At 63.5% G+C, this 23,977-nt stretch carries 20 protein-coding genes; 8 read left to right on the top strand and 12 right to left on the bottom strand.

What is annotated here, in order from left to right; all coding sequences use genetic code 11:
- Positions 1–32: 32 nt before the first annotated feature.
- From HWY05_RS02585 to rhaS, 5 genes are all read left to right on the top strand, one after another.
- Complete coding sequence (locus HWY05_RS02585) at positions 33–926, top strand: amidohydrolase family protein (RefSeq protein WP_176057290.1); 894 nt, start codon at positions 33–35, stop codon at positions 924–926.
- Between the two features lie 75 nt (positions 927–1,001).
- Complete coding sequence (locus HWY05_RS02580; protein ID WP_035558018.1) at positions 1,002–2,531, top strand: sugar ABC transporter ATP-binding protein; 1,530 nt, start codon at positions 1,002–1,004, stop codon at positions 2,529–2,531.
- Complete coding sequence (locus HWY05_RS02575; RefSeq protein ID WP_035558016.1) at positions 2,528–3,586, top strand: ABC transporter permease; 1,059 nt, start codon at positions 2,528–2,530, stop codon at positions 3,584–3,586. Before HWY05_RS02580 ends, HWY05_RS02575 begins: the two co-directional genes overlap by 4 nt.
- Positions 3,579–4,595 (top strand): ABC transporter permease, encoded by a 1,017-nt coding sequence (locus HWY05_RS02570; RefSeq protein WP_176057289.1) that lies wholly within the window; start codon positions 3,579–3,581, stop codon positions 4,593–4,595. The genes HWY05_RS02575 and HWY05_RS02570 overlap by 8 nt, the downstream gene beginning before the upstream one ends.
- Before the next feature lie 85 nt (positions 4,596–4,680).
- Positions 4,681–5,688, top strand: coding sequence for a rhamnose ABC transporter substrate-binding protein (gene rhaS / locus HWY05_RS02565; RefSeq protein ID WP_176057288.1), 1,008 nt, complete (start codon positions 4,681–4,683; stop codon positions 5,686–5,688).
- A gap of 99 nt (positions 5,689–5,787) precedes the next feature.
- Here the strand turns inward: rhaS and HWY05_RS02560 are convergent, their stop codons facing one another.
- The 4 genes from HWY05_RS02560 to HWY05_RS02545 form a co-directional block, all read right to left on the bottom strand.
- On the bottom strand, positions 5,788–6,870 hold the full coding sequence (locus HWY05_RS02560) for a porin (RefSeq protein WP_176057287.1): 1,083 nt from the start codon (positions 6,868–6,870) through the stop codon (positions 5,788–5,790).
- 76 nt (positions 6,871–6,946) lie between these two features.
- Positions 6,947–8,014 (bottom strand): ABC transporter ATP-binding protein, encoded by a 1,068-nt coding sequence (locus HWY05_RS02555; RefSeq protein ID WP_035558007.1) that lies wholly within the window; start codon positions 8,012–8,014, stop codon positions 6,947–6,949.
- Complete coding sequence (locus tag HWY05_RS02550) at positions 8,007–9,776, bottom strand: iron ABC transporter permease (RefSeq protein ID WP_176057286.1); 1,770 nt, start codon at positions 9,774–9,776, stop codon at positions 8,007–8,009. Before HWY05_RS02550 ends, HWY05_RS02555 begins: the two co-directional genes overlap by 8 nt.
- 105 nt (positions 9,777–9,881) lie before the next feature.
- Positions 9,882–10,970 (bottom strand): ABC transporter substrate-binding protein, encoded by a 1,089-nt coding sequence (locus HWY05_RS02545; protein ID WP_176057285.1) that lies wholly within the window; start codon positions 10,968–10,970, stop codon positions 9,882–9,884.
- Positions 10,971–11,085: 115 nt separating this feature from the next.
- On the opposite strand from HWY05_RS02545, the gene HWY05_RS02540 reads away from it, so the two are divergent.
- Positions 11,086–11,781 carry a response regulator gene (locus HWY05_RS02540; protein ID WP_081936221.1) on the top strand — a complete coding sequence of 232 codons (696 nt, stop codon included), beginning with the start codon at positions 11,086–11,088 and terminating at the stop codon, positions 11,779–11,781.
- Entirely contained in the window at positions 11,778–13,196 is a 1,419-nt protein-coding gene (locus HWY05_RS02535; RefSeq protein WP_176057284.1) for a sensor histidine kinase, read from the top strand. Before HWY05_RS02540 ends, HWY05_RS02535 begins: the two co-directional genes overlap by 4 nt.
- Before the next feature lie 60 nt (positions 13,197–13,256).
- On the opposite strand, the gene HWY05_RS02530 is transcribed toward HWY05_RS02535, so the two are convergent.
- From HWY05_RS02530 to HWY05_RS02510, 5 genes are all read right to left on the bottom strand, one after another.
- On the bottom strand, positions 13,257–14,411 hold the full coding sequence (locus HWY05_RS02530) for a CmpA/NrtA family ABC transporter substrate-binding protein (protein WP_176057283.1): 1,155 nt from the start codon (positions 14,409–14,411) through the stop codon (positions 13,257–13,259).
- Between the two features lie 10 nt (positions 14,412–14,421).
- On the bottom strand, positions 14,422–14,997 hold the full coding sequence (locus HWY05_RS02525) for an ANTAR domain-containing protein (protein WP_035557993.1): 576 nt from the start codon (positions 14,995–14,997) through the stop codon (positions 14,422–14,424).
- 80 nt (positions 14,998–15,077) lie between these two features.
- A complete protein-coding gene (locus tag HWY05_RS02520) occupies positions 15,078–16,994 on the bottom strand; it encodes a tetratricopeptide repeat protein (protein ID WP_244146467.1) in 1,917 nt (638 codons plus the stop codon).
- A 107-nt stretch (positions 16,995–17,101) separates the two neighbouring features.
- Positions 17,102–19,216 (bottom strand): S8 family serine peptidase, encoded by a 2,115-nt coding sequence (locus HWY05_RS02515; protein WP_208459071.1) that lies wholly within the window; start codon positions 19,214–19,216, stop codon positions 17,102–17,104.
- Positions 19,217–19,745: 529 nt separating this feature from the next.
- The gene (locus HWY05_RS02510) at positions 19,746–21,131 is read right to left on the bottom strand and encodes an MFS transporter (protein ID WP_176057282.1); all 1,386 of its coding nucleotides are present in this window, start codon (positions 21,129–21,131) and stop codon (positions 19,746–19,748) included.
- 305 nt (positions 21,132–21,436) lie between these two features.
- On the opposite strand from HWY05_RS02510, the gene HWY05_RS02505 reads away from it, so the two are divergent.
- Complete coding sequence (locus tag HWY05_RS02505) at positions 21,437–22,180, top strand: GntR family transcriptional regulator (RefSeq protein WP_176057281.1); 744 nt, start codon at positions 21,437–21,439, stop codon at positions 22,178–22,180.
- A gap of 247 nt (positions 22,181–22,427) precedes the next feature.
- Here HWY05_RS02505 and infA read toward each other — a convergent pair whose 3' ends face one another.
- The 3 genes from infA to HWY05_RS02490 all read right to left on the bottom strand — a co-directional run bounded on the left by infA (position 22,428) and on the right by HWY05_RS02490 (position 23,946).
- Entirely contained in the window at positions 22,428–22,703 is a 276-nt protein-coding gene (gene infA, locus HWY05_RS02500) for a translation initiation factor IF-1 (RefSeq protein ID WP_035557988.1), read from the bottom strand.
- A 132-nt stretch (positions 22,704–22,835) separates the two neighbouring features.
- Complete coding sequence (locus HWY05_RS02495) at positions 22,836–23,117, bottom strand: hypothetical protein (protein WP_035557986.1); 282 nt, start codon at positions 23,115–23,117, stop codon at positions 22,836–22,838.
- Positions 23,118–23,727: 610 nt separating this feature from the next.
- Positions 23,728–23,946, bottom strand: a complete 219-nt coding sequence (locus tag HWY05_RS02490) for a hypothetical protein (RefSeq protein ID WP_035557984.1) — start codon at positions 23,944–23,946, stop codon at positions 23,728–23,730.
- Between the last annotated feature and the right edge of the window lie 31 nt (positions 23,947–23,977).

Raw genomic sequence — 23,977 nt, 5'->3', positions numbered from 1 at the left:
CGCCACGATCAACACCGCACGGAGAAACTCGCATGCAGGTGGTCGATTCGCATATCCATTTGTGGGATCTGAAAACGCATCGCTATCCGTGGCTGGAGAACCCGGGCGTGTCGTTCGTCGGCGACGCGCGCGAGTTGAAACACGACTACCTGCTCGACGATCTGTTAGGCGAAGCGGGCGACATCAACGTGCTGAAACTGGTGCACGTCGAGGCGAATCACGATCCCGCCGATCCGGTCGAAGAGACGCGCTGGTTGCAGTCCATCGCGGACCGCACTGAATCGCGCGGCATGCCGAACGCGATCGTCGCGGCGGTGGATCTGTCCGCGCCGAACGCACCGGCGCTGCTCGAAGCGCACGCGGCATTCGCCAATACGCGCGGCATCCGCCAGATTCTGAACGTGCATGACAACAAACTGTTCGATTACGTCGGCCGCCATTACATGCGTGAACCGCAGTGGCGTGAACACTTTGCGCTGCTGCGCCGTTACGACCTGTCGTTCGACCTGCAACTGTATCCGTCACAGATGGAAGACGCGGCAGCGCTGGCACGCGCGCATGGCGACACGCTGTTTATCGTCAACCATGCGGGCATGTTCGTGGACCGCGACAGCGTGGCCGGTTATCGCGCGTGGCGCGACGGCATGCGTTTGCTTGCCGGTTGCAGGAATATCGCCGTGAAGATCAGCGGACTCGCGATGTTCGATCACCAGTGGAGCGTTGAAAGCCTGCGGCCCTACGTGCTCGAAACGATCGATACGTTCGGCGTGGAGCGGGCGATGTTCGCGTCGAACTTCCCGGTCGATCGGTTGTTCGGCTCTTACGCGGACTTGTGGCACGCGTATGCGTCGATTGTCGACGGCGCGAGTGTCGCGGAAAAAGAGGCGTTGTTTCGCCGCAATGCAGAACGTTGTTACCGGATTTAAATGCATTCAAATGTAGTCAAATGTAGTCAATGCATCCCGTACGGTCGGCCGTGAGAAACAGGAAGGAGACACGCAGTGCAGCAATCCACATCCGCCGTGCCGAGGCTTGAATTGCGGCATGCAAGCAAATCGTTCGGCCGGGTCCGCGCGCTCTCGGAAGGCGATCTCTCGCTGTGGCCGGGGGAGGTGCATGCGTTGCTCGGCGAAAACGGCGCGGGCAAATCGACACTCGTGAAGATTCTCGCCGGCGTGCATCAACCCGATACCGGCGAGTTGCTGGTGGACGGCGTGGCGCGCCGCTTCGCGACACCCGCCGAAGCACGCGACGCCGGGCTCGCGGTGATCTATCAGGAACCGACGCTGTTCTTCGATCTCTCGATCGCGGAGAACATCTTCATGGGACGGCAGCCGGTCGACCGCATCGGCCGCATTCAGTACGACGCGATGCGTCGCGAGGTGGACGGCCTGCTCGCGTCGCTCGGTGTCGATCTGCGCGCGGATCAACTGGTGCGCGGTTTGTCGATCGCGGACCAGCAGGTGATCGAAATCGCCAAGGCGTTATCGCTGAACGCGAACGTGCTGATCATGGACGAACCCACGGCGGCCTTGTCGCTGCCCGAAGTGGAACGGCTCTTCGCGATCGTACGCAAGCTGCGCGAGCGCGACGTGGCGATTCTGTTCATCACGCACCGACTCGACGAAGTGTTCACGCTGACACAGCGCGTCACGATCATGCGCGACGGCGCCAAAGTGTTCGACGGTTTGACCGCCGATCTCAGCACGGAGTCGATCGTCGCAAAGATGGTCGGTCGCGATCTGGAGACCTTCTATCCGAAGGCCGAGCGGCCACCGGGCGACGTGCGGCTATCGGTGCGCAAGCTCACGCGCGTCGGCGTATTCAAGGACATTTCGTTCGACGTGCGCGCGGGCGAGATCGTCGCGCTGGCCGGTCTGGTGGGCGCGGGGCGCAGCGAAGTGGCGCGGGCGATCTTCGGTATCGACCCGCTCGACTCGGGCGAGATCTGGATTGCAGGCGAGCGTTTGACGGCGGGCCGGCCGGCCGCCGCCGTGCGAGCGGGGCTTGCGCTGGTGCCGGAAGATCGTCGGCAGCAGGGGCTGGCGCTGGAGTTGAGCATCGCGCGCAATGCGTCGATGACGGTACTCGGGCGGCTCGTCAAACACGGCCTGATTTCGACCCGCAGCGAGACGCAACTCGCCAATCAATGGGGCACGCGGCTGCGCCTCAAAGCGGGCGATCCGAATGCGCCGGTCGGCACGCTGTCGGGCGGCAATCAGCAGAAGGTCGTGCTCGGTAAATGGCTGGCCACCGGCCCGAAAGTGCTGATCATCGACGAACCCACGCGCGGCATAGACGTCGGCGCTAAAGCGGAGGTGTACAGCGCGCTCGCCGAACTGGTGCGCGACGGCATGGCCGTGCTGATGATTTCGAGTGAATTGCCGGAAGTGCTCGGCATGGCAGACCGCGTACTGGTGATGCACGAAGGGCGGATCAGCGCGGATATCGCACGCGCCGAAGCCGACGAGGAACGCATCATGGCGGCGGCACTCGGCCAACCGATTCCACCGTTGGGGAACGCAGCATGATGCGCCATTCTTCCACTCATCCCGCGCCGGTTCAGCCGCCGCTGTCGAAGCGCAATGCGGGCACGCCCGGCGGTTTTGTGGCGGGCATCGCGAAGAGCCGGGAAACCACGCTGTTCGTCGTGCTGATTCTGTTGATCGTCGGTACGGGACTCGCGAAGCCCCAGTTCCTGAATCTGCAGAATCTGCGCGACGTGCTGCTCAACGTGTCGATCATCAGTTTGCTGACCGCCGGTATGACGGTGGTGATCCTGATGCGGCACATCGATCTCTCGGTGGGCTCGACGGTCGGCATCAGCGCGTATGCGGTCGGCAGTCTGTATGTCGCGTTTCCCCATATGCCCGTGCTTGTCGCGTTGGTGGCGGGGCTCGCGATCGGTCTCGTGGCGGGCAGCATCAACGCGCTGCTGGTCGCGGTGGGGCGCGTGCCGTCGCTGGTGGCGACGCTCTCCACGCTGTACATCTTTCGTGGCGCGGATTACGCGTGGGTGCACGGCGGCCAGATCAACGCGACCAGTTTGCCCGACGCGTATTCGCGGCTCGCGACCGGCACGCTGCTCGGCATTCCGACGCTCGCGCTGATCGCCTTCGTGGTGCTGCTTGGCCTTGCCGTGTATCTGAAGCAGTTTCGCGGCGGCCGCGAGCACTACGCGATCGGTTCGAATCCCGAAGCCGCGCGACTCGCCGGCGTGAACGTCGAGCGTCGCGTGATGGCAGGTTTTCTCCTCTCCGGCGCGATTGCCGGTTTTGCCGGCGCGTTGTGGCTGGCCCGTTTCGGCACCGTCGACGCGAGTACCGCGAAGGGCATCGAACTGCAGGTCGTCGCCGCCGCCGTGGTGGGTAGCGTCGCGATTACCGGCGGCGTCGGCACGATTCTCGGCGCCACACTCGGCGCGCTGGTGCTCGGCGTGATCAGCATCGCGCTGGTCGTGCTGCACGTGTCGCCGTTCTGGGAGCAGGCGATTCAAGGCGCGCTGATCGTCGCCGCCATCACCGCGGATACCTTGCTGGCCCGCTCCGTCGCCAAACGCATGATGAGGAAACGCGATCATGGCTAAACCCGATTCCGCGCTGCTCACGCGCAAACGCGAAACGCCGCTGCAATGGGAAGTGTTGCTGGTGATCGTGCTGATTGCGTCGCTGATACTCGGCCGCGCGTTGTCGCCGGTGTTCCTGAGCGGCGCGAATCTGAGCAACGTGCTCGCCGATCTGACCGAGATCGCGTTGATGGCGCTGCCGATGACGCTGATCATCGTCGCCGCCGAAATCGATCTGTCGGTGGCGTCCGTGCTCGGCGCTTCCAGCGCGTTGATGGGCGTGCTGTGGCATATGGGCTTGCCGATGCCCGTCGTGATCGTGCTCGTGGTGATTGCCGGCGCGCTGGCCGGTTTGTTGAATGGTCTTGTGATCGTCAAGCTCAATCTGCCTTCGCTCGCGGTCACGATCGGCACGCTGGCGCTGTTTCGCGGGCTGGCCTATGTGCTGCTCGGCGATCAGGCCGTGGCGGATTTTCCGGCGGGCTATACGGCATTCGGCATGGACACGCTCGGCGCGAGTTTCATTCCGTTGCCGTTCGTGATCGTGATCGTCGGCGCGGTGTTGTTCACCGTGTTGCTGCAATCCACCGCATTCGGCCGCAGTCTGTACGCGATCGGCGCGAATCCGACCGCCGCTGCGTTCTCCGGCATCGAAGTGGCGAAACTCCGGCTGCGGCTGTTCGTGTTGTCCGGCGCAATGAGCGCGTTGGCGGGCGTGGTCTACACGCTGCGCTTCACCAGCGCGCGCGGCGACAACGGCGAAGGCTTCGAGTTGTCGGTGATTGCCGCGGTGCTGTTCGGCGGCGTGAGCATTTTCGGCGGACGTGGTTCGATGATCGGCGTGCTGTTGTCGCTGCTGATTATCGGCGTGCTGAAAAACGCGCTGACGCTCGACGACGTCTCCAGCGAAACGCTGACCATCGTCACCGGCGTGCTGCTGCTGGCTTCGGTGCTGATTCCGAATCTGGTGGCCCGCTGGCGCGCGGCGCGCGACCGGCGTTTCATCGCGAAGTCCGCGTCTTCCGTATGACGTTTTTATCCCTGTGCACGAAGAGAAAGTCCAACGACCGATAACCCGGACACCAACACGTCCAACAACAAGCAGGAGACACTTCATGTTCAAACCTCTACGTCACACCGGCGCGGCCGCGCTTTGCGTCGCGTTGCTCGCGATCAGTTGCGCGGCGTCCGCCGCGGATCTGAAAAGCGGCCTGAAAATCGCCTTCGTGCCGAAGCAGATCAACAACCCCTACGAAGTGACTGCCGACAACGGCGGCCTCGCCGCGATCAAGGAATTCGGCGGCGTGGGCAAGGTGGTGGGGCCGTCGGACGCGGGTGCGTCGTCGCAGGTGCAATACATCAACACGTTGATCACGCAACGGCAGGACGCGATCGTGATCGCCGCCAACGACGCGAATGCGGTGGTGCCGTATCTGAAGAAGGCGATGTCGCAAGGCATCAAGGTCGTGACCTTCGACTCGGACACGGCGCTGGAAGGCCGCCAGTTGTTCGTCAACCAGGCGAACGCGGAAGGGATTGGGCGCAGTCAGGTCCAACTGGTTGCCAAACTGATGGGCGGCGAGGGCGAGTTCGCGGTGCTGTCGGCCACGCCGAACGCAACCAATCAGAACACGTGGATCAAGTGGATGCAGGAGGAACTGAAGAAGCCTGAGTACGCGAAGATCAAGCTCGTCAAGATCGCCTACGGCAACGACGACGATCAGAAATCGTTCACCGAGACGCAGGGTTTGTTGCAGGCGTATCCGAATCTGAAGGCGATCGTCGCGCCGACCACGGTGGGTATCGCGGCGGCGGCGCGTTATATCTCGTCGTCGTCGAGCAAGGGCAAGGTCGCGGTGACGGGCTTGGGCACACCGAACCAGATGCGCGCGTTCGTGAAGAACGGCACGGTGAAGGCGTTCCAGTTGTGGGATCCGAACCAGTTGGGCTATCTGGCGGCTTACGCGGCAGCGGCGCTGGCGTCGGGCACGATCACGGGTAAGGAAGGCGAGTCGTTCGACGCCGGCAAGCTCGGTAAGCGGACGATCGGACCGAAAGGCGAAATCATTCTCGGACCGCCGACCACGTTTGATTCGAGCAATATCGACAACTTCAATTTCTAAGCGGAAAAACCTTTAGCAAGGGACGAGGCGTGCCGGGCGATAAAACTCCCTGCACGCCTCGTACGCTTTGGTGACGATCTAAGTAAGCTGACCGCTGACTTAGAACCGGTGCTGAATCCCCGCCGTCACCCCCGTCTGCGTATCCGCGGCACCCGTCAGATCGCGTGACAGACTCACCGCCTTGTCATGCTTCGCCATCGCATAACCCCCCGCCATATACAGCACCGTGCGCTTCGACAACGCGTACTGCGCGCGCAGCGAGAACAACGTCGGATCGGCGTCGCTCGCGTCCTTGATGTCCTGATGGTAGAGCGCCGCGAACACCGAGACGAACGGCGTCACATCGTACTGCCCGCCGACCCAAACCATATCGCTGCGCTGCGTCGGCGCGGAGGTATGGAACGTACGCCGGTAATTCCGGTAACCCGCCATCGCCTTCACCGCGCCGAAGTCGTAGCTCAAACCGGCGTGGATGCCTTGAATGTAGTTGGTGCTGTCGATCGGCGTGACGCTGTCGTACGCGCCATTCTGCCGGTCGAAAGTCACGACCGCGGCGAACGGACCCGTTTCGTAGCCGAGGCCGAAGTCGTACTTCGAGCTCGATTTCAGACTGCCCGGCACATTGCCGAAGCCGTACATCGCACCGATCTTGACGCCCGAGAACATGCCGTCGTAACGCACTGCATTGGACGAACGCGAAAACAGACCGTCCTTGCGGCCGCCCGTCGCGGTCGATGAACTCGCCCACGAGTAGTTCGGCGCGTAACCCATCGGGTCGAACTGCAGCATGTAGTCGTACGTGGTCGTGAAATTGCGGCCCACCGTGATTTGCCCGAAGCGGTTCTTCAGGCCGATGGTCGCACGACGGTCGAAGATCGCGCCGGTACTGTCGTCGAACTGGCCGTTCGCGATGTTGATGCCGCTTTCCAACTGGAAGATCGCCTTCAGCCCGCTGCCCAGATCCTCGACGCCGCGCAAGCCCCAGCGCGAGGTGTTCTTGCCGCCCGACACGAGACGCGTCGCGCTGCCGTCCGCACTCGCGTGGTTCACGTATTCGATACCCGCATCGACAATGCCGTACAACGTCACGCTCGATTGCGCCTGGGCGCTGGTCGCGAACCCGGCAAATCCTGCCAATCCCGCGAGGCCGGCGCAGGTCGCGCCGAGGGTCGCCTTCTTCATGCTCCACTTCATCTACTGTCTCCGGTGGTTGGTTTTTTTGCTTCGGTTGCTGCTTTTCGTGAGCGACGCGCGCGCGTCAACTCGCCTGGGCGAACGCCCAGCAATCGTTAGCGGGAAATTCGATCCAGTGACGGCCCGCCGCGCGCGGCACGGAACCGAACGCGCGCAGACGCAGATCGCCGCAATGGAACAGGTATTCCCAACGGTCGCCGAGATACATCGACGTAATCAGATCGGCTTCGAGGCGATTCGCGCCGGGACCATCGGCAACTTGCACGCGTTCGAGGCGAATCACAGCCTGCGCGTTCTGTCCCGTGGTGAGCGCTTCGCGCGCTTGCGCCTGCAATTGCCAGCCGTCGCCGGTGAGCGTCACGCGTTCGCCGTCCACGGACGCCACGCGCGCATCGATGCGGTTGTTGCTGCCCATGAACTCCGCCGTGTAGAGCGAGCGGGGCGCGCCATACAGTTCGGCGGGCGTGCCTTCCTGCTCGATACGGCCGTTGCGCAACAGCAGGATGCGATCGGACATGGCCATTGCTTCGGTCTGGTCGTGCGTCACGCACAGCGCGGAAAGCCCCAACGACACGATCAGTTCGCGCAGCCACGCGCGCGCTTCTTCGCGCAGCTTGGCGTCGAGATTCGACAGCGGCTCGTCGAGCAGAATCACCGGCGGGTTGTAGACAAGCGCGCGTGCAATTGCCACACGCTGCTGCTGACCGCCCGACAGTTGATACGGATAGCGCGCTGCAAGATCGCCGAGGCCGAGTTGATCGAGTGCGGCCTGCACGCGCTTTTTCTGCTCCGCGCCGGACACGCGCCGCAGCTTCAATCCATAGCCGACGTTATCCGCCACCGTGCGATGCGGCCACAGCGCGTAAGACTGAAACACGAGCCCGAGCGAGCGCTGCTCGACCGGCAGATCGACATGCTTCGCGCCGTCGAAAAACGTTTTGCCGTCGAGTTCGATACGTCCCGACGACGGCTGTTCGAGACCGGCCACCGCGCGCAGCAACGTGGTCTTGCCGCTGCCCGATGCACCCAGCAGGCAAACCACTTCGCCGGGGTTCAGATCGAACGACACGCCCTTCAGAATCGGGTTGTCGCCATAGCTCAGAAAGAGGTTGTCGACCGAGAGCTTATCCATGCAATTTCACTCCGAAGCGCAGAGCGACGCCGAGTCCGACGCCGACCATCGCGATGTTGATGACAGAAAGCGCGGCGACCTGATCGACCGCGCCGGTCGCCCACAGCGACACCAGCAGCGCGCCGATCACTTCGGTGCCGGGCGAGAGCAGATAGACGGCGGTCGAGTATTCGCGCTCGAAAATCATGAAAATCAGCAGCCACGCCGCGAGCAGACCGAATCGCACGAGCGGCAGCGTGACGTCGAGGCTGACGCGCGCACGCGTGGCGCCGACGCTGCGTCCGGCTTCCTCGAGTTCGGGGCCGACCTGGAGCAGCGCGCTTTGAATCAGACGCATGCCGTACGCGAGCCACACGACCGTGTACGCGATCCAGATGCTCCACATGGAGTTCTTCAGTTCCTTCAGGCCGGGCACGAACAGAAAGATCCACAGGAACGCGAGACCGGCGAGCAAGCCCGGCACCGCGCGCGGCAGCAGCACGAGGTAATCGAGCAGACGTGTCGCCCAATCGTTGCGGCGATGCCCCGCGAACGCGACCAGCGAATAGAAGCCCACCGCCAGCGCGCCGCCGAGCACACCCATGCCGAGCGTGTTCAGAATCGCGCGGACCAGGTTGTCCTGCTCGAACAGTTCGGTGAAGTTGGCGAGCGTCAGCACGTCGGCGAGATGCACGCCTTCGCCCCAGTTGGTGACGAACGCGCGCAACGTGATGCCGGAGAGCGGCACGAACACGGTCAGCATCAGCCACAGCGCGACGATCGCCAATGCGACCCAGCGCCACGCGCCGAGCGGCAACACGGTCTGACGTCCCGCCTTACCTTTGACGGTGACGAAGCGATTCGCGCTCTTCAGCAAGCGCCGTTGCAGCAGCACCAGCGGGAACGTGATCGCGACAATGCACACCGCGACCGCGGCCATCAGGTGATACGACGGCACGCCGAGTTTGTTGGTGAGCTTGTACAGATAGGTGGCCAGCACGAGGTGCCCTTCGGGGTCGCCCAGCACGAGCGGCAGGCCGAACACTTCGAAGCCGAGAAAGAACACGAGGACGCCGGCGAACAGCAGTGCGGGCAATGTCATCGGCAGGCTCACGTCGAGCGCGACGCGAAACGGCCGCGCGCCGGCGACGCGTGCCGCTTCCTCGACGTCCGAGCCGAGATTGCGCAGCGCCGCCGACGAATACAGGTACACGTGCGGCACATGCGTCAAGCCGACGATCACCGTGATCGCGAGAATCGAGTAGACGGACCACGGCGCTTCGGCGGTGCCGAACAGTTCTTTCCACCACACCGAGTAGAAACCGACCGGGCCGGCCGCGACTACGTAGCCGAATGCGAGCACCATCGGCGAGACGAACACGGGGGTGAGCAGCAGCGGTTCGAGCCAGCGGCGGCCGGGCAGATCGGTACGCACCATCAGGAACGCGAGAACGCCGCCGAGCGGAATCGAAATGAACAGCATGCCGGCGGCGATCACGAACGAGTTTTTCAGCGCGGACCAGAAGTCGGGATCGCTGAAAATGAATTCGAAGCCGGTGAGGCCGAGCGTGCGTTTGGTGTCGAAGAACGGTGCGTTGAGCACGCTCTGAAACAGAATGAAGCCCAGCGGCAGCGCCACCGCGATAGTCAGCACCGCGACGACGAGCCAGCGCAGCAGCCCCGCGAACGGCTGCAGACCGCCGCGCGGAAGCGCGCCGATGGAGCCGCCGTCGGCCGCGAGCGACGGGGCGTCGCGGTGTCCGGTTGCGCTTGTGGAAAGCATGAGTGTCCCCCTGCGGCAGATAAGCCGCATATCGACAGGTCGTGAAGGAAGGTTTTGTGTCCGCCCGCGCGTGGCGGCGCGGACATGTTGGTCAGATGCGCGTGCTTAACGCTTGATCGACTGTTGCCATTGCTTGAGGAATTCAAGGCGCTTGGACTGGTCGAGATAGACCAGCAGGCCCGCGCCGATCGGGATCGGCTTGAGCGAATCGCCGAGCTGCTTCGTCAGGCCGGCCATGGACGTTTCGCCGTCCACGTCCGCGCGAATCGAGAACAGGTTCGCCTGATTCGCCAGCAGCGTCTGGCCGCGTTGCGACAGCAGATAATCGACCCACAGCTTCGCGGCATTCGGGCTTTGCGCCTTCTTCGAAATCGTCACGAGGCGGCTGACCACCAGCGTGTAGTCCTTCGGGTAGACGTAGCCGATCGACGGGTCTTTCTTCGCCTTGGTCAGCGCGTACGACCCGAGAATGTTGTAGCCGATCAGGTTTTCACCCGACGAGATGCGCTCCATCATCGCGCCGGTGCTCGACTGCAGTTTCGGGCCGGTGGCGCCCATGGCCTTCACCAGATCCCACGTGACCTGCGGGTTCACGCGCGCGTCTTGCGTCAGATAGTTGAAGCCCACACCTGACTTCTCGATGTCGTAAGTCGTGACCTTGCCTTTGAACTGATCGGCCTTGGTTTGCAGCAGTTTGATCAGATCGGCGCGCGTTTGCGGCACGTCGCCGGCCGGCACGAGGCGCTTGTTGTAGACGATTGCCAACGGCTCGTACGTGGTGCCGTACGCCTGCTTCTGGTATTGCGCCCATTGCGGCAAGTGCTTCGCTTCGGGCGATTCGTACGAGGCTATCAGCCCGTCATTGACGAGCTTGACCTGCAGGTCCATGGCCGAGCTCCACAGCACGTCGGCGCTGGTGCTGCTGGCCGCGTTTTCGCTGATATAGCGGTTGTATAGCTCGGTGCTGTTCATGTCGTTGTACTCGACCTTGATGCCGTACAGGCTTTCAAAATCCTTGATGAGCGGACGTACCAAAGCGGTATCCGTGACCGAGTAGACGATCAGTTTGCCTTCCTTCTTCGCGCCGTCGATCGTGCTCTGATAGTCGCCCGGATAACCGGCAGGAATGGCCGCCCACGCGGGATTTACGGCGAATGCGGCAACAATGGCGAGAGCCTTCAAAGCGTTTTGCACGTCTTCCTCCAGAAAACTTTGTGTTGGTTTTGTGTAGGCGAATGGTAAGAGATGATCGCTTTCTGAATGCTTTCATTTTTGAAGGGAAATGCGTCACAATGGTCGAATTCGCCTCATGGATTTCCCTGGGATTCTGGTTATGCGTGTGCTGCTCGTCGAAGACAATCCGATCCTTTCCCGTTCGCTGACCGACGCGCTGACCGGCGCAAAACTCACCGTCGACTGCATGCACGACGGCGAATCCGCCGATCACGTCTTGCGCACGCAGGACTACGCGCTGGTGATTCTCGACATCGGTCTGCCCAAACTGGATGGTCTCGAGGTGCTGCGGCGTCTGCGCGCGCGGCGCAACGCGGTGCCGGTATTGATGCTGACCGCGCATGGGTCGGTGGAGGAGCGCGTGCGCGGTCTCGACCTCGGCGCGGACGACTATCTGGCCAAACCGTTCGCGCTGACCGAACTCGAAGCGCGCGCTCGTGCGCTGTTGCGTCGCAGTCATGGGCAGGAGCCGCAGCGCGCGCAATGCGGCACGCTGCAGTACGACAGCGTGGACCGCGGTTTCACGCTCGGCGGCGAGCCGCTGGCGCTCACGCCGCGCGAGCGTTCGGTGCTGGAAGTGCTGATTCTGCGCAACGGTCGCGCGATTAATAAAGACACGCTGTCCGAGAAAATTTTCGGGCTCGACGAATCCGTGAATGCGGATGCGATCGAGATTTACGTCCACCGTCTGCGCAAGAAACTCGAACACAGTTCGGTGGGCATCGTGACGCTGCGCGGATTGGGCTATCTGCTGGAAGCACGGGGCGCATGAAGCAGCCGAATCTGCGCGTGCGGGTCGCGCTCTGGTTGCTATTGCCGCTGCTTCTATTGCTCGCGTTCGACGCGTGGCTCACCTATCAACGCGCCATGAACGCGGCTCACGACGCGTTCGACCGCACGCTCGAATTTTCGCTGCGCTCGATCCGCGACGGTATCCGTCTGCGCGACGGCGAAATCGAAGTGGACCTGCCGTATCTCGCGCTGGAAATGTTCGAATCGAACGGCGGCGGCAATATCTATTACCAGATTCGCGAGGAGGGTGGCCGCGTGGTGACGGGTTATCCCGATCTGCCGAATCCGCGCAAAGTACCGGCCGAGCCCTACAGCGTGCAGTTTTACGACGACGAGTTTCGCGGCCGGCCGCTGCGCATTGCGATGCTCAGGTTGCCCGTGCATGACGTGCCGAGCGCGCAGACGCGGGTCGTGCTGGTGCGGGTCGGCGAAACGATCGAACCGCGCCAGGCGTTGGCGCGTGAGATTCTGATCGGCTCGTTGCAGCAGGAATGTCTGCTGGTGGTGCTGGCGCTTGGCATTGTGTGGCTGGGTGTCGCGCGCGGCTTGCGGCCGCTGAATCGTCTGTCGGCGAAAGTCGCTGCGCGTGCCGAAGACGATCCGGTGCCGCTCGATACGGTGGGTTTGCCGAGTGAGGTCACGCCGCTGGTCGATTCGATCAATCAGTACATTGGCCGTACGCAGTTGATGCAGTCGTCGCGCCGGCGCTTTTTCAACGACGCCGCGCATCAGTTAAAAACGCCGCTGGCCGTGATTCAGGCGGAGTCTGAACTGGCGCTGCGCGATCTTGACGGCGTTGAGGAAAACGCCAACGGTAACCATCGGCAAGGCGTGCATTTGCGGCGTTTGAACGGCGCGGTGCAGCAAGCGGTGCGGATCGTGCAGCAGTTGCTGTCGCTCTCGCGGCTCGACGCAGACAGCGGCTATACCGTCAAGCACGCCGCGGTGCCGCTACATAAAGTGGCGCGTAGCGTGACGCTCGACTGGTCGCCGGTGGCGCGTTCGCGCGGCATCGATCTGGGTTTCGAACAGGAGATACGGATCGACGTGATGGGCCAGGTCGATCTGCTCGCGGAACTGGTCGGCAATCTGATCGATAACGCGATCCGCTATTCAGGCGACGGCGCGGTGATTACCGTGCGGGTCGCGACCGAAGGCGGGCAGCCGTTGTTGCAGGTGATCGATAACGGGCCGGGCGTTGCGGTCGGCGAACGCGAGGCGGTGTTCGAACGCTTCTATCGCAGCGAAGCGACGCAGGCGGTGGAGGGCAGCGGGCTGGGTTTGTCGATCGTGCGGGAAATCGCGCGCGTGCATGGCGCGTTGATTGCGTTGACCGATGCGGAGGGTGGCGGGTTGGTGGTGAGTGTGTTGTTTCCGCTGTGTGAGGGTGAATGAGGGTGAGTGATTTCGTGGTGCGTTTCTCCGTGCAATTAACACCAACACCCGCCGGCAAACTCAACGCCGAATTGGAAAATTCGACGCATACGCGTCAGAGCGCGTGTCGCAACCCCACACCTTGCCGTCGATCAACACGCTCGGCAGCACGTTGTCACCAGGCACCGCGACGTTCACACGCGCGGCCGCCTCGCGATACAACTGCGTCTGATTGATCCGCGCCGCGATCGCGTCGTAGTCCGCGCGCGCGTCGATCATGCCCCATCGCTCGAATTGCGTGAGGAACCACGCGCCTTCGAACGCATGCGGGTAGTTCACCGCACCGTCATCGAAGAAACGCACCGGCAGGCCACGCGGCGCGGAATCGGCGATGTCGCCACCTAGCCGCGCGGCAATCAGCGCCGCATCGATACCGATGTAGTCAGGCCGCGCGAGCCAGTGTGCGATCTCGTCGCGATGCCCCGCACCGTCGAGCCAGCGGCACGCTTCAAGCAGGGTCTGCACAAGCGCGCGAGCGGTATTCGGATGCGCCTCGGCAAAATCGCGCCGACAGGCCAGCACCTTCTCCGGATGATCGGGCCATACCTCGCTCGAATAAGCCACCGTTTTACCGACGCCATCGGCTTCGGCCTGCGCGTTCCAGGGCTCGCCGACACACAGGCCGTCGAGTTTGTCGTCGGCCAACGCGGCGACCATTTGCGGCGGCGGAATCGCGACGCTATCGATATGGCGCAACGGATCCACCCCTTGCGACGCGAGCCAGTAGTACAACCACATTGCGTGCGTGCCGGTCGGAAAGGTTTGCGCGAACACGGGCTTGCAACCGAGCGTCGCGAGGGCTTCAGGCAGCGTGCCATGTTCGGCGAGCGCGGCGGCGAGACGGTTCGACAGCGTGATCGCCTGGCCGTTGCGGTTGAGCACCATCAGCACGGCCATGTCCGTTTGCGGACCACCCAGACCCAATTGCACACCGTAGACGAGGCCATACAGCGCGTGCGCCGCATCGAGATCGCCGGACAGCAGTTTGTCGCGCACGGCGGCCCACGAAGGCTGGCGGCATAGCTCAAGGGTCAGCCCGTGTGCGTGACCGAATTCGAGCAGTTTCGCGGCGATCAACGGCGCGGCGTCGGAGAGCGCCACGAAACCGAGCCGCAAATGGGTCTTCTCGAGTTGACCCGACGAAGACGGCGCGGTGAGGGAGGAAGAAGAGTTCATGAGCGGCGCTTCATTTGAGCAGATCGGCCGACGCGACGATCGCGCGTGCGACCTCGGCGAGTTTGACGCCCTGATTCATCGCGCGTTTGCGCAGGTTGGCGTAGGCGGCGGGTTCGGTGAGGTTCTGCTGATCCATCAGCACACGCTTGGCGCGATCGATCAGCTTGCGTTCGGCCAGCTCGTTTTCGGCTTGCGCGAGGCGCTCGCGCAATTGCGATTCCTGCGCGAAGCGCGCGAGCGCGACTTCGAGGATCGGCGCGAGCCGTTCGGTGGCGAGGCCTTCGACCAGATACGCGGTGACGCCCGCGCCGACCGCGTCGCGGATCAACTGCTGGTTGGCGTCGTGGCTGAACATCAGCACCGGACGCGGCGCGGTGGCGTTCATCACCGCGAGTTGTTCGAGCGTATCGCGCGAGGGGGATTCCGTGTCGATGATGATCACATCGGGCCGCTCGCTTTCCACCACGCGATGCAGCGCTTGCGGCGTCGCAGTGCCGGCCAGCATGTCGTAGCCGAGCCGGGCGAGGGTGTCACGCAGATCGCCTATGGGCTTATCGGTATCGGTGACGAGGAGAACACGCAGCATGGAATCAATTTATCGACGACTGGCCAAGGTTAAAGCAACGGCTATGCCAGTTGTCGCAACGCGCGATGCATTCAGCGCAATCACCGCGTTGGCGTTTTCTCGGACCCTGCCTTCTGCACCCGCACGGGGCATTCGGGCGGTATGCACCGAAGCGGCGCATCGAGCCATGCGCGCAACGTGTCGGCGATTTCGTCGATGATCGGCGTCCACTCGCCCGGTTCGCGTTGGCGGAACAGGCGCATCGACGGATACCAAGGGCTGTCGGTGCGTTCGGTCAACCATCGCCATTCGCCGTAGGCGGGCACCATGACCCAGACCGGCAGCGCCGCCGCGCCGGCGAGATGAGCGACGGAGGTATCCACGGTGATCAGCAGGTCGAGCGAATGGAGGATCGCGAGCGTGTCCGCAAAATCGTGGATGGCTGGGCCGAGTGCGTGCAAATCGCCGTACGTACTCGCTAGCGACTCGCTGTCATGTTCCTGTTCGCCTTTCTGCAGCGAGTACCACGAGATGTCCGGAAGCACGAACAGTGGCTTCAGCGCGTCGAGATGTATCGAGCGAAAACGGTCGAGTACGTGAGCTGGGCTGCCTGCCCATACGATGCCGACGCGTCTGCGTTTCGCATTCACGCCGCGTGGAGAGATTGCTTCCAGGTGAGCGTGCCAGTCCCGCGTCTTGCACGGATCCGCGATGAGGTAGGGCATGGCGATGGGCAGCATCGAGACGTCGAGTTTCATCGGCGCCGGCATGCTGAGCATCAGGCAATGGTAGTCGTAGGGACCGGGCGGCAGCGTAGCGAAAACGCTCCGCACGCCGGTCATGCTCGATGCGAGCGCAACGATCGGCTGACTGACGAGTACATCCACGGTGGCGCCTTGTCGATGCAACCACGCGGCGAATCGCAGGCACTGTATTTCGTCGCCGCGCCCTTGCTCGCCGACCAGCAGGAACTGGCGTCCTGCAACGGGCTCACCTTGCCACTCGGGAAAGCTTGGGTGAACCCGTTCGCTATCTTTGCCCGGCAGCGCGTAGAACCATCTATAACGCCGCCAGCCCGCCGCGAAATCGCCGAGGCCGAGTTGGACGCCCGCCAGTTGAAATTGCAGATGGGCGTTGTCCGGCAGCAGTCGCGCCGCTTCGAGACCGTGCGGCAAGCTCTCCGCGAGACAGCCGACCATGCTCAGCGCTCGCGCCGCGTTGTGATGCAGCAGCGGATGATGCGGATCGACCGCGAGGCCCTGTCGGGCGACGCTGAGCGCATCGCGGAAACGGTCGTGGCTGTTCAATACGAAGGCGAGTGATTTGAGCGATTCGGCGTGATGCGCGCAGCGGGTTCTCAGTTGTTCGATTACGTCGTTGAGTTCGCGGTTGCGGTTGCGGTTGCGATTGCGATTGTCGCGGACGAGCGCGGCGAGTAGATCGAAGCCGTCTTGCAGATGTGCCGGGTTCAGCGTCCATGCGCGTAGCCAGTAGTCGGCGGCTTCTTCCGTTTTGCCGAGTTCCGCGCAGATGCGCGCTGCCGCGCGCAATGCGTGATGCAGGCACGGCTCGATTTCAAGCGCTCGTTCGTAATGCGCGAGGGCGTCGGTGAGTTTTCCTGCCAGCCGCAGATTGTCGGCGAGGTTGCGATGCAGGCTCGCTGTATTCGCACTCAACGCCAACGCGCGACGGTAATACGCTTCGGCTGTGGCGTGATCGTCTTGCATCGCCGCGATCAATCCCGCGTGTTCCCATAATTCCGCGTGTTCCGGCGCGGCTCGCACGGCCTGCGCGAGAAAGTAACGCGCACGGTCCGCTTCGCCGGTATGAACACACGCAAGGGCCATGCGATGCAAGGCGTGCGCGTTGTGCGGATGCAGAAGCAGTGCGCGGCAGTAAGCGTTCATCGCCGCATTCATGCGACGCGCGGAGAAAAGAACGTCTGCCTGCGCGATGAGCGTGTCGAAACTCGCGGCGGTTTCGTCGCGATACGGAATGGAGAGGCTTTGCTTCGACACGCGACTGGTGTTTCCGATGATCGATGTGCGTGGAACGCGAGTTCCCGATGCGATTGCCGCAGGCAGGCGCTCGCGTTCCAACTTCAGTGGCGCGGTGGCGCGGTTGCCTATTGGTAGTAGTACAACGAGACAGCCTTGATCGACACGTTATCGATCGCCGACGCGCTGCTCACCAGCACGTAGTAAGTGCCAACCGCCACGCCATTCACCGCGCAGACGGCCGATTTTCCGCCCGACATGACGGATGTACAACTCGGGTTGGTCATCAAGGCCGTACCGCTTTTCAGCGACATCGTGGCAACGTCGCGGGTTGTGTCGGGCGACAGCGTGAAGGTCAGGCTTTTGACGCCCACCTGCGCCACCGAACTTCTCACGCCCGGCGGAATCGTCACCGAAAAATACTGCTTGTCGGCGGCGTTCATCGGGAATCGCACCGCGGTTCCGTCGTCACTAATGTCCGTGACCCGCATGGGTTCGACTTCGAACGGGCGCGTCACTTTGCTGATGCCGCCGTTGGCATCCGTTACCGTCAGCGTGAATTCGTACGTGCCGGGTTGCTCGACATCGAGCTCGGGGTTGGTCGATTTCGTGGTGACCGTGTCGGCCGCCGCCGTGCCGAAGTTCCATGTCCATGAGCGGATCGGCGCGCCGCGCGCGGTCGACAGATCCGTGCACGAGACATGCATCAACTTATCGCTCTGCTTGCAGGTGAAGTTCGCCGCCGCCGGAATTCTTCCGAGCCGTGCCGCTGTCACCGCTGCGGTCGCATCCAGAATTCCGGCGCCGATCGGTTGGTCCGGTGCGCCGCCGGGAAACGGCTGCACGTTCTGCGCGAGCAGGGTCCGCATTTCGATGGGCGTCAGCGGGGCGGGCGCCACTGACTGGATCAGCGCGATCACGCCGCTCACCGCCGGCGCCGCCATCGACGTGCCGGACGCATAGGCATACCCTTCGGTGCCGGGCTTTGCGGTGCCGTTGTTATAGGTCGACCAGATCGAGTCGCCGGGCGCGGCGATGTCCACCGTCGGCCCGTAGTTCGAGTTGACCCAGCGCGAGCCCCAGCGGTTGCTGCCGCCGACGCTGATCACATTGCGACAGTTGGCCGGCGAAAAATTCGTCGCGCTCGTCGAGTTGTTGCCCGCCGCGGCGACCACGGTCGCGCCGCGCGAAACGGCGAAGTCGAGCGCATTCTGCAGCGTGGATTCGCAGCCGCCGAGGCCGCCCAGGCTCAGGTTGATGACCTTCGCCGGGTGCGTGTTGGCGGGGACGCCCGACACCGTGCCGCCGGCTGCCCAGACGATGCCGTCGGCGATGTCGGACGTATAGCCCTTGCCGCAGGCATTCATCACCCGCACCGGCACGACCTTGGCGCCGGGCGCGATGCCGGCGCCGCCGTAGCCGTTGTTGGTCAGCGCGGCGGCGATGCCCGCGACATGCGTGCCGTGCCAGTCGATCGCGCAGGTTTCGGTGAGGATGCCGGGGTTGGTCCCGTTGCCGCCGCGATTGGTCGACGTGAAGTCGTAACCGGGCAGGATGTTCGCGTTCAGGTCGGTATGGCTGGTGGTGCCGTTATCCACGACCGCGATCACCGCGCCGGCGCCGTTCGCGATGTCCCACGCGCTTTCCGCGCGAATGCCCGGATAGCCGCCGGCTTTCTGGGTCGAACTCAAACTCCACTGCTTGCTGTAGTCGGGGTCGTTCGGCGCCATCGTCGTGGACATCTCGCGGTCGGCCTCGATATAGTCGACGTTCGGGTCCGAGGCAATGGCGCGCATGAACGCCTTCGCCTCTTTCATGGTCAGCTTGCGGTCGGTCGTCACGACGTCGGCGCCGATGCCGGTACGGCGGAAATGGTGCGCTTTCGCGGGGAACGCCCCGGACAGTTTCTGCAGTCTCGATTGCACCGCCGAAGTCGAGTCGCGTTCGGTTGTGCCGTCGCGGTATTTGATGATGAAGCGGTCGTTGCTGGCGTCGGCCTCGAGTCCGTCGGTATTCATTTTCAGCGACAGCGCGAGCGGCACGGTGGTCGATGCCGCGGCGAATGCGGCCGAGGTTTCGACGTCGGCTTTGGCGTCGGGTGTTGCGGCTTCGCTGTTCGCGCCTGAACCGATTGCGCTGCTGCCGTTGCTTCCGCCGCAGGCGGCGAAGGTCAGCGAAAGCGATAGCGCGGCGGCTTGGGCTAGCGTCCGGCGTACGGTGCTGGTTGATCGCGGCGTGGCCATTGCCTTGATCGTTGTGCGGGAAGCTTTGCTCCCGCTTTCGTGTCTCTCTTTTTGCATCTTGTTCTACCTCGTACGACAAATGAAAATGACTGTCTCGCCTGATGTGGTCGTGATGCGGCTACGTCAGGATGGCTAACTAATCGATGCTGCTAACGCCCGTTGTGAGTTCCTTTTTCGCCGCGATGAACTGGGTGAGGTATCGCGGTTTTTCTGGGCAGTTGAAAAATTAGCTCGAACAGGAGATTAAATAGCCTGACGAGGTTAGGCAATCAGGTGTTTCTATTTGTGTGTCGGAGGAATTACCCGGCGCGTAGGACTTCATGCGCGACGGGCCGGGCGAGCGTGCGTAAGCCGCGTCTGGAGTGGGCGCGGCGGGAGGGCGGGGGATGGGGGCGGGCGGAAATGAGTCGGCTTTGAGTCGGCTTTAAGTCGACTTTGAATCGGCCGGCGTGGCGTTGGTCAGCTAACTGCCGGCCACTTGTTTCGAGTGCGCGGTTTTAGCGGAATGACGACGGACCGACCTGCCTCGTCAATTCCACCGGTCATAGCTCCGTGGCGAAAACAGCAGACTTAGCCCGATCATCGCGACGACGCACGCGGCGAGCATCACCCACGCGGCCCCGAAGCTGCCGGTCCAACTGCGCACCATGCCGGCGAGCATCGGCGCGATCGCGGCCACCACGAAGCCGACTCCTTGCGTGAAGGCGACCAGCTTGCCGGCGACGCGATGGTCGGCGGAATGATCCATCGCGGTGACGAGCGTCAGCGAGAACGTGCCGCCGAGCCCCGCACCGGCGACGCCGACCCACAGCCAAGCGGCCGTGTCGGGGCACGCGATCAGTCCGAGCAGTCCGACGAGTTGGGCGGACAGGCCGAGCACCAGCCACGGCCGCCGATCCCGGAACGACGCGGCGGCAAGCGGCAACAACAAGGCCGCGGCGGCCTGGAAAACCGTCATGCCGGCAAGCAGCGAACCGCTATCCGTGACGCTGACGCCACGCTGTTGATAGAACGCCGGCAGCCACGCGACGAGGCTGGTGTAACCGCCGTTGACGATGCCGAAGAACAAGCCCAGCGTCCATGCGCGGCGTTTGCGCCAGAGTGGGGATTGCGTCGTGGAGGCGTAGGGATGAGTTGGCGCGGGCTGCGTCGAAGATCGGTTCGAATGCCGGGTTGAGGAACCGCTTGAATGTCCGTGCGGCGAAGGCGCGGTTGAGGGGGAGTTCGAAGGCACGGCTGAGGCCGCGCCCGAGCCCACGCCCGAGCCCGAGCCCACGCCCACGCCCGAAGACACGCCCGAGCGCCACCGATTCAATCCCAGCCAGCAGGCCAGCGCAACCACCGCCGGCAACGCCCACACCGCGAGACCCGCATGCCACGACCCCAGTGCATTGCTCACCCACGGACTCAAGCGTGCGCCAAGCCCGCCGCCGCCCATGATCGACGCCGAGAACACGCCCATGGCGAGCGGCACACGCGCGTGAAAGCGCTGCTTCATCACGGCCGGCAGCAACGCCTGCACGGCGGCGACGCCGACCCCGGCGAGCGCGGCCGTCAGCAACAACGCCGCGCCGCTGGCCGTTACCCAGCGCGCGCCACACGCGAGCGCGATCGCCAGCAAGCCCAGCGCGACGCCGCGCGTTTCGCCGAGCACGCGGGTCAACGCGCTAGCGCCGAACGCGCCGATGCCCATCGCCACCACCGGCAAGCTGGTCAGCAACGACGCGCCGTAAAAGCTCAGACCGGTGGCCGCGCGAATCGTGGTCATCAGCGGACTGATCGACGTCAGCAAAGGCCGCAGATTCACGCCAATAACGACGATCGCGCCGAGCCACAACGCGTCCTGCCAGGTAAGCGTTTGGGATGCGTCGTTCGCATGGCGAGGGGTCGGGCTGGCGCTGGAGGGCGAATTCACGATAGACCTGGAGACGGAAAAGCGGCGCCATCGCGCGAGCGAGCGCCGGTTCAAAACGTGGCGCGGCCAGCGACGGCAAGGACACTGACGTGCGATGAAAAAACCACACAAGCGAATTTTTGGTCAACCATAATAACCTGGAATGGTTAACCATTTTTGCAATGCCCGGTATAGCTCACGACGTAAGCGGATGGCGCCGGCTTGGCGTCGCCGCTAGAATGCCCGGCGCCGGCACGCGGTTTTCAGCGCGCGGCGGCGCGCTTAGTCATCGCTTTGTTATCGCTCAGTCACCCATCACCGAAACCATGGCCACACGTTCCCGTCGTTCACCGTCCGCCGACACCGCAACGGTCATCCCCAGCGTGCCCGAGGACGATCCTGTCAGCGTCGAACAACGCGTCTACGCGTCGATCACCACGGCGTTGCTGCAAGGCCGCTTGCGGCCGGGCGCGCAACTGGTCGAGCGGGATCTCGCCGTCGCGTTCGGTTGCACGCGGGGCGCGTTGCGCAAGGTGCTGGCGCGGCTGGGTTTCGAGGGCAAGCTGGTGCTGGAGGCGAATCGCGGCGCGTTCGTGCCGTCGCCGTCGGAAGAGGACATTCGCCAGGTCTATCGCGCGCGGCAGATCGTCGAGGCGGGCATCGTCGCGGCGCTATGCGGGGCATTGAGCGCTGCGCACAAGCGACGTCTGCGCGCGCATGTGCGCAGCGAGGAGAAAGCGGCGCGCGGCGGCGCGATCGACGAGTCGGTGCGTCTCGCGGGCCAGTTTCACGTGTTATTGACGGAATTGGCGGGCGGCACGGAATTGTTGGGGCTGGTCGGACAACTCGTCGCGAAGACCGAGCTCTACAAGGCCTTGTTCGACCCGTCGAAAGGCTCGACCTGTTCCGCGGATGAACACCTGCAAATCATCAAGGCGCTCGACAAAGGCGACCTGCGAGCCGCGTTGGCGGCGATGCGCGAGCATCTGGCGGAGTTGGAAGAGCGCGTGATCGCGCAGGTGCGCCAAAGCGCCGCCGACGAGGATCTCGGTGCGGTATTCGGAGGGTAAAGATAGAGACGGAGACAGAATCGCCTGGCGCCGTTCAGGGCCGCGAGGGTGTGAAAGGGTGTGAAACGCCGTTGCCGCCGCAAGCGGCAGGTCGAGGTCAGGCTGGTGAACGAACGCCGCCGCAGCGCGCCGCTCAGGCTCGATTCAACGAGTCAAGCCGGAGAAGGCGCGCGAAAGGCTTCGCGTACAACTGACTGCAATAAATCACACCGGCGCCGTGTGGAACGCGCTCAGCGTGCGGTCCGTCTTAACGGCGACGGAATTGCGAATTGTTGCGGGCTCCGCCACCACCGCTGGCGCGCTCGTCTTTGTGACGGAAATTGATCCGGCCTTTGGTCAGGTCGTAGACCGACAGTTCCAGCGTAACGCGGTCACCCGCGAGAATACGGATGTGGTTCTTGCGCATGCGTCCGGACGCGTAAGCGCCAACCACGACGCCGTTGTCGAGCGTCACGCGGTAACGGCTGTCCGGAAGTACTTCGTCGACGATACCGTCAAGTTCAAGCAGTTCTTCTTTCGCCATGCATAACTCCTGGTCGATGGGATAGCGGGTTGCTGGTCCCGGCAAGACCGGGTGAACAGCAGGGATTACGGTTGACAGTTGGCTTTCAGGCCCACTGTCGTGCGGCATCAGCCTATGCGCTGATAGTACCGCTCAAAGATCGGCGACGGACTGGCCGTCTACACGGCCGTCGATCAGTTGTTCGGCGTGAGCCATGCACGCGATGCGCGCCTTGCCCGTACCGTCGAACGGAAACAGATACTGCAGACGGAACACCCGGCCGTCGGCCGCCGGATTGGCGCCCACGCGGCAGATGCGCACCGACGCGTCGTAGCCCGCGTCCGGATTGCGGCTCGTTTGACCGTCCGCCGGACGGCGCGGATAGACGAGCGGGTGAATTTCATAACCCTTGTACGTCTTGACAACTGAATTCATGAAGCACGTGTCCTGTATTACGTGGCCAGCGTGTCACGCGTGTTACGCGCGGCACGACAGGCCGGGCAGCGCAGCACCCTGGGGCGCGCCGCCATGGAAAAAGGTTGGCACAGGCCCGATGGCAAGGGCTTGAGCGCGGCCGCGCAAAATCGCGGATTCGATGGAGAAGAAACACGCTGATGTCGCGCGGACATCGGGCGCGTAAAAGCTGAACCACTCAGCTGCACTACTCGCGACGGCGCATGCATGCAGCGCATTGCCGGAGTGACGGGATCGCCGACAGGCGGCGGTCGAACAGTCGAGGGTGGTGCGGAGATGCGGGTTTGAGACTGCCCGGTGTTGCCTGGGTGTTACGTGTTGCTGCCGCTTTTTGCTCCCGACAATGCGAATTCGGAATGCAGCTATTCCAATATGATGCACTAAATGGGGCTGATTGGATAGCGAAAAGTTCCACGCGCGAGTCTGCCGCCCGGCTGGCGGGGCTTTGAGCGAATCGCGACCGACACGGGCGGGGTGCCCGCACAGCCGTCGCGTGCCGTCACGCGGCCGGCGCGACCTTCAGTGCGTCGTTCAGCGCGCCAATGTCGGCCGCGGCGAGCGGCGTACCGCCTCAGCGGGCGGTCTCGGCAACGCGCTTCTGCAACTCGCGCGACGCCGCCAGCGGAATGCGCGCGTCATCCCAGCCCGCCAGCCATTCGACTTCCTTCGACGTAAAGATCTGTCCGTGATTGCGCAGCGTGTACTGCAGCGAATCGATGATGTGATTGCGGATGATTTCCGGCGTGCCTTCGTCATCGAGCACGGCGCGAAACGCTTCGAGCGTGGCCATCTGTTGCTCCGTGGAATAGATGGTCTTTTAT

Origin of the sequence: Paraburkholderia sp. BCC1876 (assembly GCF_902833695.1) — a bacterium.
Lineage (GTDB): Bacteria > Pseudomonadota > Gammaproteobacteria > Burkholderiales > Burkholderiaceae > Paraburkholderia.
This window is presented reverse-complemented; position numbering and strand designations above follow the sequence as displayed.